Source organism: candidate division WOR-3 bacterium (assembly GCA_026418155.1).
Classification (GTDB): domain Bacteria; phylum Hydrothermota; class Tepidihabitantia; order Tepidihabitantales; family CAIPLT01; genus JAOABV01.
On the sequence record JAOABV010000004.1, the window covers coordinates 20,156 to 32,682 of the forward strand.

Sequence of the window (12,527 nt, forward strand, 5' to 3'; positions counted from 1 at the left end):
ACCCTAGCCCCCCTACTGCTCCCCTACGCCAAGTTATGAAGTTTACTAAAAAGGCAAGGGGGCGAAACTTCGCCCCCTTAGTTTTAGGTCTGGCATCTTTTTGATGCCAGACAAATTCTATTTTATTGGACGATGAGTTTAACTTCACAGGAGTTTGTTGCATCTTTATACTTCAAAAAGTAGATACCATTAGCAAGATTCTTAGCATTCAGTGTAGTTGTGTATGAACCAGCCTTGTGATGTTCGTCAGTTATGGTTTCAACCAGACGACCTGATGCATTGTAGAGTTTGATTGAGACTTTGCTCGAATTTGGCACATTGTATTTAATCGTGGTCAGTTTGTTAAATGGATTTGGTGTTGCATCAAATTTGAAGTTGAGAGCGCCTGTAATATCTGAAGTCATAACTGCAGTTTGGGTTGTAGCAACTGACGCTGTTGCTAATTCAGCATAGATTGGTCCGTATCTCATCACTTCTAAGGTATTATTGCCTTTTAAGAGATAGACATAGTTATTGCCATAGGCCAAAGCAGCACCAGTCTTAGGAGTTCCTTTTTTACCAAGCACGCCTTTGGGAATAGTTTCCAGACCAATCCAAGTGCCTTTGCCAGGTTCATATTTCCAAAAGTCCTGAGCACCACCGCCTTTAATCGCATAGATTGTTGAACCGTTCGTTGCCATTGCACCACCATCTTTGACTATCGCTTTCTTTGTTAATCTCGGATGGAAGAGAGGTATCGTCTCTTTTTCAAACCAATTTGTGCCATCAAATGCATGGAAATAGTTATGTTTGCCACCACCTTTTAAGACATAAACTCTATCACCAAGCGCTATAATGCAACTACCATCTTTATAAGGTTTGCCATCAGGTGCTGTGGGTGCTTTAAGTAGTGTGGTCCAAGTCTTATTTGTTGTATTATAGGCAAAGAAGTTATCAAATTCTGGCTTTAATCCGCCGACTAAGACATAGAGCAGACCATCTTTATAGGTTAGTGCGGTTCCGCCTTTGGCACCTTTGAGTGAAGGTAGCCAGTTTTCAAAATACCAGTGTCCGTCATTCAGATTATATCTCCAAAGTTCAAATGTGCCATTACCTTTAGTCGCATAGATTGTGCTTGCGCCATCCCAACAGAGTGCTGCACCTTTGCCGGGAACCTTTTTGTTATATTTGGAACTATCAGTCACAGGATATTTTAAGCCAAAGCCAATGGTCTCAACCTCAGTCCAGGAAGGTTCAACATATTTTACGAACTTTTTAGACTTATTACCAGGGAAAGCATAAAGAACAGCAGATTTGGTTTCCACTGCAGTCATTGCGCCACCGGCTTTGACGCCTTTACCAGGTGCTGGTTCAATGATATTTGCAATCCAAGACCAAGTTGCTGCTGGTGCTTCAATAACATTGAAACTACCTGCAGGTGCGGAATTATTATTAGGATTAGCATCTCCCGGTAATGCAGTCCAAGCATTAGTTGTGAATTCGCCTAAAGTAGTTGCATTATATAAATCAAATTCCACAGTATCAATTTGGCCAACATCTAAAGTGACCCAGGCAGTATCTACATATTCGCCGTCTTTAGCACTTCCAATTTCAAATACAACAGGGAATGAACCAGTTGCGACACCATAGTTTTGAACGACAACTTTGGGTCTAACCGAACTACCTCGATAGACATTACCAATTGGAGCAAGAATTGCAGTTGCGCCAACATCAAATACCGGCTTATAGAAATCGTTCCAAACTCTCGGTAATAATTGGAAAGTATCTTTATAAGCCGAGAGATTGCCGATAATTGATATTGTATCAATGGGAATAGTTTGGCCGATAATTTCAGTTGCGCTGGCATCAATTCTTATGCGCACAGAATCAGTTTCATCGTTATTATAAGCCCAATAATTAGTTGAGCCGGCAAATGTGCCAGTAGTTTTGAAGTGTAAATCATTAATTCTGATTAAACATCCTTCGTAATCTTCAATTACACCAGAAATTGTTCTCAGAGTTGTACAAGGCAAAGGTCGATTGTTGGCATAAACTCGAACATCGCCATTAAGGTTATAACCAGCGTCGATTTCAGTTAGGGTAAACCATTCTTTAATAATACCGATGACGCTAACACTATCACCAATATTTAGTTTTGGTAAGGAATCTTGAAACCGGCGGTAAACATAAAGTTCATTGCGAGCACCACCGGGTCTTTGGGCAATAAAGAACCGCGAGCCAAAAGTACCAGTCACAATACCTTTGGTGTGGACGTATTTCAGTGTCTCGGGTGAAGATGCACCGGTGCCTTGAATTTGGTCAATAGTTAGTTCAAATGGAATTGTGTAGCGAGAAATTCCTGAAATAGTTGTGTATCCGTCTCCATCAGTTGCGTGAATTTTATAAAAGATGGTATCGCCTTGGGATTTGAATGCTGGAATGGTATAAGTAAAGATTGAATCGCTGGGATTATAACCAGTCTTTAGCACATAGTTCCAGGTAGTTTGAGTATTGACTGCATAGAATAGAGTATCAGCAATATTGGCTAAAGGAGTCTGCGGGTCATATATTTTTGCCGTGACAGTTACGATTTCACCTGATAAAGGAATTCTCGGAGTTCGAGTAATCTGAGTAATAATAGGTTCATTTGGAATATCTAAACAGGTGCTATCACCAGCATTAACTGTCCACGGACCAGGAATTTCAGTATAAAATGGCAGAATTGCATTAGTTGTTCTATTTCTAACTTGTAAAGAATCAATAATGCCAGATTTCACTGCCATTCTAATATAGCCAGCATTACTGGAATTATAGCCTTCGTCAATATTATTATTTTCTGTAGCATAGGCACCGACAACCTCATTACCTTGGTAAGCCAAAACAACGACATTTTCCCGAGCCGGACCACCATTATATTCGTAAATATGTCCATAGAGCCAACCACCATCACCTGAAGTCGTCATATTTAAAATCTTAATTGGCAAGGTATCCGAATCATAATTTTGTTCAGCAACAATGTGTCGCACTCTTAAACATAAGAAGGTATCAACAGGAATGGTTGGTCGTGCTTTCATAAAGACCCAGAATTTAGTTGTATCATCGACCCCACTACAGAATATTTTAGATAGACTTGTCCAAGCAGCACCATCATCTGCCCAATTATTACCATTAATGTTCCAGGTTAAACCTCTTCCGCCAATTCTTCCTTTATAATAAAATGAGTCATTAGCCGCTCCAGGCTTTATTCCAGCATAAAATGCAAAAGGTGTGCCGGTACCTGGTGTTCCTGTAGTTGCACCACCTTGAACATATCTTGGTCTTGTTATTATTCTCACACGTGGTGGAACAATTACATTATAAGAATATGCTAGAGTTCGAGTCGAAGCCCCTGAATCGTCTTTTGCCCAAACATAATAATAGACTTTGCTTCCGTTAGGGACTCCGGGAATTGTGTAATAGAATGTAGAATCAGTTTTTGTGCTATCATGATAAACTCTAATCCATGTTGAACTGTCGTTGATTGCATAATATAAACTATCCACGATATTCGCTAAGGGGCAATAGTCATCATAAATTTTTGCCTTAACTACAACCGCTTGATTTGGTGCTGGTGTTGTTGGTATCCTTGTCACACTAAAGATAGTCGGCGGTTGATTTGGTTGTAATATTTCTTGGTTAAAAACATAAATTGAGTCAATATTGAAATAACGGTTTGTCCCTCCAGATGGTTCAGCATAATTATCGTAATAAATCCAACGAATATTGACACTGTTCTGCCCATTAAAAGGAGTTAAATCACAAGTTAATTTATATCCGGTATCTCTTACCGCAGTCTGCCGTAAATTATAAATATAATTGCTGTCCAATACCAGAACAGGTGTCCAATTTAAGCCGTTGGTTGAGACTTCAATTTTGATAGTATCAAGTCTTGTATAAAGTCCATATGCACTACCAGAACCAGGACAACGGAAATAAAAACTTAAAGATTCAACACTTGGAGATGAAAAATTAAGTGTTGGAGAGACAAGATAACTTGTTCCTTGAGTATTACCGCCTGATTGTCCATAAAAAATAGCAACTCCAGCGGATGCACCACTACGAAATACCTGGCCTGAAGTTCTTCTAACCCAGTTCTGAGCCGTTCCAGTTTGACCATTTGTCCAATCTGTCGGCGGAAATGTTGAAGATTCGAAATCTTGATAAAGTAATGTTGCGCCCAAAGCGATTTGAAGACTAATTAATAGCAATGCGATACTTATGGTTTTTATTTTTTTACTCATTTTTAGATACCTCCAGATACTACTTTTGCATTCTGCGAAATGCATTTGCTCAGATGGTTTAAACTGTTTTACGAGGTTTTCGGCTACCATCTTTAACCGAAAACACAGATTAATATGATGGTTGTTTAGATTATAATTAAAACTTTTTTTATATTTATACATCGAGTTAATTTTATTTACCCGATGTTAATTTTATATAAACGAATTGTTAAATTTCTGTTAAGTTTTAGTTATTCTTTCAATTACAAATGCTAATTCCTTATTTCAGACCAGAAATTAGCATTTTTAATATCGATTAAAAATTAGGGTATTGTTGTTGGTAATTATCTCAGTAGTGTTATCTTACTAATTTTTCTTTCGCTGTTTGTTTCTAATTGGATAAAGTAAATTCCTGCGGAAAGTAAATTATTCGCTTCATCTCTGCCGTCCCAAATACTGTTTGTTTCAGTTAAAGTTTTTACAAGATTGCCCGTCGCATCATAGATTTTAATGTTCTTGAAATTTTGGAGATTGCCATTATAACTGATATGAGTATAACTGGTAAACGGATTGGGCGAAATTCTTAGAGAAGGATTTGTCGAAAATTGGGCGTAATTCTCTTCAATGCAAGTTGGAATTGTTGCCGACCAACTTGTGCCAATTCGGATACCATCGATAATCACGGTTGGCCCGTTTGCAGCCTGACCTTGACGAAGTGCCACTGAACCAATATTGGCAGGGTCAGCACTGTTAGCAGGAGAAATTGGTCCGACAGTTGGGGTTGCAGGTTCTGTTGCCGGAGCGGATGTGTTAAAGACAAATAAACTCAGTTGGTCATTGTTATCTCCAGAGACAATAGCATATTTTACGACTAATAGATAAGTCGTGTTTACTGCGTAAGTAAAGCCAGTAAAGGTTGTGTCAGTGTGTCTTTTACCTAAACCAAATGCTAAATTATTCGATGCATCGCTTTTGATATGAATTCGGGCAAAATATTCGGCCGAACTTAAAGGATTAGTTGATAAATGGAAAAAGTAATCGCCAAGCGGTTTTGCTTTTTCTACTCTGAGCATAAATGCGGTATAAATTGTTCCGCTGGTTTGCGCAGTAAAGGTTCGATTAACATCTTCGCCAGTTGAATCAACTCTTGCCGAAAGCCCGATACCTGATGATGCATAAGATGGAAATGTTAATCCCACTGTATGCACTTTAATCGGATTTGTGCCACTGGCGCTGTGCGCAGTCCAGCCATTAGCAGTTAGATTAGTTCCGGCGGTATAACTGAAGTTTTCTTGGAATAAGAGTTGAGCATCAGCGCTTATTACTAAGAGCGCAATTGCTGATAATATTACTGTGATTATTTTGTTCATTGTGCCTCCTAAAAAAACATAATGTTTTGTGTTATTTTTGCTAATTTTTTATATATGTATATGTTATATAATAATGCCACAAGTAATAATTTATATAATATTTTACTATCTAAAATATAATATGTCAAGTCAAAAATAGGATTCATTTTCCGATAAAGTGCTTTCGTTAAATTCATTACTATCTTAATACATATGTTATAAGATAATCTTTAACATAGGATTTTCCTTATTCTATCACCATAGTTTCGACCTTGCTAAAAATTAAATAAAAGAAAATAATAATAAATAAATAGACGTTAAATTAGATGTAATATTTTAATCTTCAAATGTAAAAGCACCTAATATGCTAATTAGATTGGTCTTGGGTTTGGTTCAATAGTTGTTTAATTAAGATTGCCCGTTTTTCATCTCTTTCCGCTGGCGACATCTCTTGATTATAAAATATCTGTAAATTTGCTGGTCTCAGCAAGAGCATTATTTTATTGAGCGTAGCAAATGAAATGTCTTTGATAAGATTCAAAGCAACACCTAATCTCACCGTGGCAAGTAAATTCAAGGTTTCTTCACTGGTTATAATTCTTGCCGATTTTAAAATCGCGTAGGCACGATAGATCTTATCTTCAAGTTCAATTTTAGTATGTTTTAAGAGGTATTCGCGGGCTTTTTGTTCATACGCAACGAGTTGTTCAGTAACCTTTTCAATGCCCTCAATGATTTCTTGTTCGGATTGTCCGAGCGTAATAGTATTAGAGATTTGAAAGAAGTAGCCACGAGTTTCTGTGCCTTCACCGAACAAACCCCGTACCGCATAATTTATTTGCCAAATACTGCGTAAGGTTTTTTCAATCTCTTTAGTTAAAACTAAACCCGGTAAATGGATTAAGACCGATGCTCGTAAACCAGTTCCAACATTACTCGGACAAGCAGTCAAAAAACCATACCGTGAAGAAAAAGCATAATGTAAAACAGACTCTATGTGGTCATCAATTTCATTCAGTTTTGCAAAGCCGGTCTTAAAGTCAAATCCCGAGGTTAAGACTTGGAGTCTTATATGGTCTTCTTCATTAACCATTAAAGTAGTGGTTTCGTCTGGACTAATAAAGACACCGCGACCTGTGCCATTGGTAGTTTTTGAAGGTTCTAATTTGGTTATCTGCTGAATAAAATCCGGTGAGATTAAATGCCTTTCCATAAGAAATTCGGCTTTAAGCGGAGTAATTTTATTAAGCGTAATAAAACCAGATTTAGGAAAGACTTCTTGTAAAAAGGGTTCTTTGGTAATGGCCATTGTGACCATATCTAATATTTCAGTAGATTCTTTAGGTGTTAACCGGTTAACAAAATGATAACCCGCAAGATTGCGCGCAAAACGGACCCGACTGGATAAAACAATAGCCGAACGGGCATCTTGGTCATCAAGCCAAGAAGGTATTGCGCGGTCAATGGCGTCAAAAACTTCGTTTTTCATAAAATAACCACAGACTCACAAAGATATAGAAATAAATAACTCTAAGTCCTGATTTCCTTTTTTAAGAGTTATCAAACCGCAAAGATAAAATGCAGACATTAGTAATAGCTCGTATTCTTTGTGATTTAATATGTTAGATATATTAAGATTCATTTCGTTTCGCGCATTCTTTTAATAGTATCGCGAATTCTGGCGGCAGTTTCATAATCTTCATTTTGAATTGCTGTTTTAAGACCATTTCGTAGCCTTTTCAGTTCAAAATAATCAGCAATGCGTTTTCGGGTATTAGTAATAGTTTTACCTGTGTGATGAGTTGCTCCATGAATACGTTTAATCAATAACTCCAGTTTCGGACCAAAAGATTCGTAGCAGTGTTCACAACCTAAACGAGTTTGTTTTCGAAATTGGGCGTAAGTCAAACCGCAGCTATTACAAATTAGATTATGGTCTTCTTCAGAAATTTTCTCTTGCAATTCGGATAAAATTTCTTGAACGGTTAGTTTCATCTTTTTAATTTCAGTAACACCTTTCTTCTCAGCACATTCTTTACATAAGGCTAAATCTAAAACCTTGCCGTCTTTATCGATTGTGCTGATAATAATTACTACTTCTGGTTTATGGCAGAGACTACAGCACTTTATATCTTTATCTTGCATCTGCGATAACCAAGATTAAATGTCGATAATTTCTAATTCCAGTAATTGTTGCATAAGTTTTATTAATTAACCGGCCAGAGTTTACCGTCTTTTAACCATAACCGTCGGTTAGCAAATTCAGCAACTTTAGGGTTATGAGTTACAGTAAGTATGGTAATTTTTTTTTCTTGATTTAATTTCTGGAATAATTCTAAAAGCATATTAGTACTGATTGCATCTAAATTTCCGGTTGGTTCGTCAGCTAAAATTATTAAGGGATTAGTTACTAAAGCCCGGGCTAAAGCGACCTTCTGTTTTTCACCACCAGAAAGCTCAGTCGCTCGGGCTTTGATTCGTTCTAAAAAGTTTATTTCCGCAAGAACTTTTTGAGCACAATCAAAAGCAGTATTTTTATCAACACCACCAATTAATAAAGGCAGGGCGACATTCTCTAAGACATTAAATTCCGGTAAAAGATGATGAAATTGGAAAATAAATCCGATTGTACGATTACGAACTTCAAAGACTTTGTCTTGGTCAATCTCCATTAAATTAGTATTATCTAATTTTACATAACCAGTGTCTGATGTATCTAAACCACCTAAAATATGCAAAAGAGTGCTTTTGCCTGACCCTGACGGTCCGAGAATACATATCCATTCGCCGGAATTGACTTCTAAATCAATTCCTTTTAATACTTCTAATCGCTCATTTCCAGAAATAAAGGTTTTTGAAATATTTTCGGCTTTAAGCACTATTGAATTTTTCATATTATTATTTCACCATTGAGATATTAAGTTCAAACCAAAGTATTTATTACTTAAGCTCAACATTAATTTTATCTTCATTATAATTTATTATATTATCCATATCAGATTTAGTCAAGACAGCAGAAAAGACCTTAACATAAGGATAAACGATGGGCGGAAAAATCTATTCGTTTCTTATGGCTTCAATCGGTGTTAAACTCGCTGCTTTGTATGCCGGATAGATTGTTGCCAATAATGAAACAATAAGGGTTACGCTAACAACAAGAATAATATCATTTAGTTCAATTTGCACTGGTAAATTCTTAATAAAATAGACATCGCCCGGTAAATTGACAAATCGATATTTATCCAATAGTACGCAGGCACTACAACCAAAAATAGTTCCCAGAATTGTACCGATAACTCCAATCATAAAGCCAGTAAGCACAAAAATCTTAATTATGCTCTTATGCTTTGTTCCCATTGCGGTGAGAATACCAATTTCTTTAGTCTTGCGCATCACCATCATAACCAAAATACCGATGATACCAAATGCGGCAACTAAAACAATTAACACTAAAACGATAAAGGTAACAATTTTTTCTAATCTCAGTGCAGCAAAGATGTTGCGATTCATACTCATCCAATCAGAAGCACGAAACGGAAAACCGAGTCTAAGGCGAAGACCTTTTGCGATATTGTCTGCTTTATGAATGTCTTTAACTTTGATTTCAAAACCAGAGACTGCATCTTTCATTCCCAAAAAATCTTGTAAGTTTTTCAATCCAACATAAGCAAAACTTGAATTGTAATCATACATTCCGGCATCAAAAATGCCTTTGACCGTATATTTTGTTAGTTTCGGTAAAACACCCAGTGGTGTTGGTTCACCGCCAAAAGGCGCAACGATGTTAATTTCGTCACCAACTTGAGCGCCAACACTTCGGGCTAAATCCAATCCGAGAATGATGCTATTATCAGTTAAATCAAAACTGCCCTGAACAATAATCTTTTTTAAGTCAGTAATTTCTGTGCCGGAGTTCTCCATAATACCCCGAACAACTATACCATCCGAAATATGTTCTTTTCTAATGATGGTTTTTGTATAAATAAATGGTGCTACTGAAACTATACCAGGATAACTTTTAATTATGGGAATCAACGAGTCATAATTATCAATTTCTTCATATGAGTATTTGGTAACAATGATATGAGGAGTAAGACCTAATATGCGCTCTTTTAGTTCTTGATGGAAACCGTTCATTACCGAAAGGACAATGATGATTGCTGCAACCCCGACAAAGATACCAGCAATCGCCGTAGTAGCACTTGCTGAGAAAAACTTTCCACTTTTGGCTCGTAAGTAACGACGAGCAATAAAAAATTCAAACATAATATGTGTTCAATTTACCGATTCAAAGATTATAGATGAACTTCCTAAAGATTGAATATAGCGATGCGCGAAAAAATCAAACATTATGCAATTTCAGATTCCAGATAATAATATTGCAGATAATTACTTTCAATCGGCTATTCGTTTGAGTTGGGGAAATGGAATTACCTCACGAATAGAATCTGAGTTAGTAAGGAGCATCACGATTCTATCAACCCCTAATCCTAAACCGGCAGTAGGCGGCATACCATATTCCAATGCCCGAAGAAAATCTTCATCCAGAGTTGCATATTCTTCTTGCCGTGCTAATTGCTCTTCAAAACGGGCACGTTGTTCGATCGGGTCATTGAGTTCAGAAAATGCATTACCGATTTCAATGCCACAAATAATTGGTTCAAATCGTTCAACCAATAATGGATTATTACGATGACGGCGGGCTAAAGGTGTCGTAATTTTGGGATAATCAATAACAAAAGTTGGTTCAATCAACTCTTTTTGGATTAATGTAGAAAACAGTTTATCCAAAAGTTTTGGCAAGGTAATTATTGGTGCAACATCTTTGTCAATCACTCCGAACTCAATAGCAATTTCTCTCAGTTTTTTAGTTTCGGCTGATAAAACATCAATACCAATTTTTGCCTTCAAACTTGAACAAAATTCAACCCGCTGCCAAGGTCTGCTAAAATCTAAGGTTTTATCTTGATAAGTTATCGTAGTCGATTGAAATAAATTGGTACATAAAAATCGGAACAGTTCTTCAACCAATAGCATCATATCATTGTAATCCTTATAAGCCTCGTATGCCTCCAATTGGGTAAACTCAGGATTATGAAAACGGTCAAGACCTTCATTACGAAAGTCTTTACCAATTTCATACACTTTTTCTAGTCCGCCAATAATGAGTCTTTTCAAATATAACTCGTCAGAAATCCGCATAAACATCTTTTCATCTAAGGCATTGTAATAAGTTTCAAATGGTCGAGCCGAAGCACCACCATATATCGGTTGTAGTATTGGCGTTTCAACTTCGACAAATCCTTTTGAGTCAAAAAATTTTCTTAATAGACTAATTATCTGAATTCTCAAAAGCAGAATTTTTTTAGATTCAGGATTAGCAATTAGATCGAGATATCTTTGCCGGTATCTAACTTCAACATCTTTTAATCCATGCCACTTCTCAGGCATTGGATGTAAAGATTTATTTAATATTTGATAAGATTTAACTAAGACGGTTATTTCTTGGGTTTTGGTCTTAAAAACTTCGCCTTCGATACCAAGAATATCGCCAATATCGACCAAATCAAGATTATCGAAACTATCTCCAAGAAAGTCTTTTCTTAAATAGATTTGGATTTTTCCTGACTGGTCTTGCAAATGAGCAAATTTTGTCTTACCGTGTTCGCGAATAGCGACAATCCGCCCGGCAACCCTTACAGCCATTTTTGTCTCAGAAAGTTGTGTAAAACTCTTGATAATTTCTTCAGCGGTATGTGTGCGGTCAAAACGGTAAGAAAGGGCATTTTGGGAAATAAGTTTTTGCAGTTTATCTTTTCGTAAGATAAACTCATCATGAATATGTGTTTTCTCGACCATATTAAACTACACTATAATTTGAGTTAAAGGAAAAGTCAAGGTTTTGAATGCAATGTGTCCAAGAGATACTATACAGTTTATGAGATTTAATTATAATGGAAATGGGTCTGTGGCTAATATCTTCGATTATTCTCTGTTTTTCTCTTTGTTGAGGTAAAATTCTCGTAATCAATAACCAAATAACCATTATAAGTAGAATTATCATTAAAATCGCAATTATAATATTAATCCGTTCTCGCATTGTTTTGGGAATTAAAAATCAATAATGGGTCAGATTAATCCCAGTAATCGCTCGAATCTTAAACGAAGCACTAACAGAAATGCTTCCCAAATAATATGTTTAGACATTTTAGAGATACCAACTCTTCGTTCTTCAAAAACAATCGGAATTTCTTTAATCTTAAAACCCTTACGCCAAATCATAAAATCAATCTCAATTTGAAAACCATAGCCATCGGATTTTATTCGGTCTAAGTTAATTCCTTCTAATGCCCTTCGTTTATAACACTTAAATCCTGAAGTTAAGTCTCTAATAGGACAGCCGGTAACAATTCGGGCATACATACAAGCAAAATAACTCAAAAGTAACCTTTTCATTGGCCATCTTATTACCGAGATTCCGTCTGAATAGCGTGACCCAATAATTAAATCGTATTCATCCAACAATTCAATAAATCGGGGTAAGTCTTCAGGTTTATGCGAAAAATCCGCATCCATTTCAAAGCAAAAGTCATAATCGTGTTGTAACATATACTTAAAACCAGTAATATACGCAGTTCCTAAACCCAATTTCGCTCGTCGTTTAATTAGATGAACCCGAGAATTAGTCTTCATTATTTGTTCAACTACTTCTGCGGTTCGGTCAGGTGAATTGTCATCGATGACTAAGACCGACAAATCTTCTGATTGTTTTAATACCGCATTAATTATACGCTCGATGTTTTCGGCTTCTCTATAAGTTGGAATTATTACAAGACCTTTTGCCATTTTATTTATTAAACCTCAAAAAATGAAAATGTCAAGAATGAATTGAAATAGGCATCGTCAAGTCCTTGGTGTAAATACTTTTTTCTTTTATAAT

General features: G+C 36.4%; 8 protein-coding genes. All 8 read right to left on the reverse strand.

Annotated elements, in window-relative coordinates; genetic code table 11:
• Window positions 1–122: 122 nt before the first annotated feature.
• The gene (locus N2201_00985) at window positions 123–4,259 is read right to left on the reverse strand and encodes a T9SS type A sorting domain-containing protein (protein MCX7784794.1); all 4,137 of its coding nucleotides are present in this window, start codon (window positions 4,257–4,259) and stop codon (window positions 123–125) included.
• 323 nt (window positions 4,260–4,582) lie between these two features.
• On the reverse strand, window positions 4,583–5,608 hold the full coding sequence (locus N2201_00990; protein ID MCX7784795.1) for a T9SS type A sorting domain-containing protein: 1,026 nt from the start codon (window positions 5,606–5,608) through the stop codon (window positions 4,583–4,585).
• 346 nt (window positions 5,609–5,954) lie between these two features.
• Complete coding sequence (locus N2201_00995) at window positions 5,955–7,076, reverse strand: protein arginine kinase (protein ID MCX7784796.1); 1,122 nt, start codon at window positions 7,074–7,076, stop codon at window positions 5,955–5,957.
• Between the two features lie 149 nt (window positions 7,077–7,225).
• Window positions 7,226–7,732, reverse strand: coding sequence for a UvrB/UvrC motif-containing protein (locus tag N2201_01000; protein ID MCX7784797.1), 507 nt, complete (start codon window positions 7,730–7,732; stop codon window positions 7,226–7,228).
• Between the two features lie 62 nt (window positions 7,733–7,794).
• A complete protein-coding gene (locus N2201_01005) occupies window positions 7,795–8,481 on the reverse strand; it encodes an ABC transporter ATP-binding protein (protein ID MCX7784798.1) in 687 nt (228 codons plus the stop codon).
• A gap of 163 nt (window positions 8,482–8,644) precedes the next feature.
• On the reverse strand, window positions 8,645–9,853 hold the full coding sequence (locus tag N2201_01010; protein MCX7784799.1) for an ABC transporter permease: 1,209 nt from the start codon (window positions 9,851–9,853) through the stop codon (window positions 8,645–8,647).
• Window positions 9,854–9,982: 129 nt separating this feature from the next.
• A complete protein-coding gene (gene lysS, locus N2201_01015; protein ID MCX7784800.1) occupies window positions 9,983–11,446 on the reverse strand; it encodes a lysine--tRNA ligase in 1,464 nt (487 codons plus the stop codon).
• A gap of 270 nt (window positions 11,447–11,716) precedes the next feature.
• Window positions 11,717–12,433, reverse strand: coding sequence for a polyprenol monophosphomannose synthase (locus tag N2201_01020; GenBank protein MCX7784801.1), 717 nt, complete (start codon window positions 12,431–12,433; stop codon window positions 11,717–11,719).
• Window positions 12,434–12,527 lie beyond the last annotated feature (94 nt).

Bases quoted from the DNA above. Each gene is read 5' to 3' on its own strand.
- N2201_01010 (MCX7784799.1), bottom strand. From the start codon at position 9,853: ATGTTTGAATTTTTTATTGCTCGTCGTTACTTACGAGCCAAAAGTGGA.
- N2201_01005 (MCX7784798.1), bottom strand. From the start codon at position 8,481: ATGAAAAATTCAATAGTGCTTAAAGCCGAAAATATTTCAAAAACCTTT.
- N2201_00990 (MCX7784795.1), bottom strand. From the start codon at position 5,608: ATGAACAAAATAATCACAGTAATATTATCAGCAATTGCGCTCTTAGTA.
- N2201_00985 (MCX7784794.1), bottom strand. From the start codon at position 4,259: ATGAGTAAAAAAATAAAAACCATAAGTATCGCATTGCTATTAATTAGT.
- lysS (MCX7784800.1), bottom strand. From the start codon at position 11,446: ATGGTCGAGAAAACACATATTCATGATGAGTTTATCTTACGAAAAGAT.
- N2201_00995 (MCX7784796.1), bottom strand. From the start codon at position 7,076: ATGAAAAACGAAGTTTTTGACGCCATTGACCGCGCAATACCTTCTTGG.
- N2201_01020 (MCX7784801.1), bottom strand. From the start codon at position 12,433: ATGGCAAAAGGTCTTGTAATAATTCCAACTTATAGAGAAGCCGAAAAC.
- N2201_01000 (MCX7784797.1), bottom strand. From the start codon at position 7,732: ATGCAAGATAAAGATATAAAGTGCTGTAGTCTCTGCCATAAACCAGAA.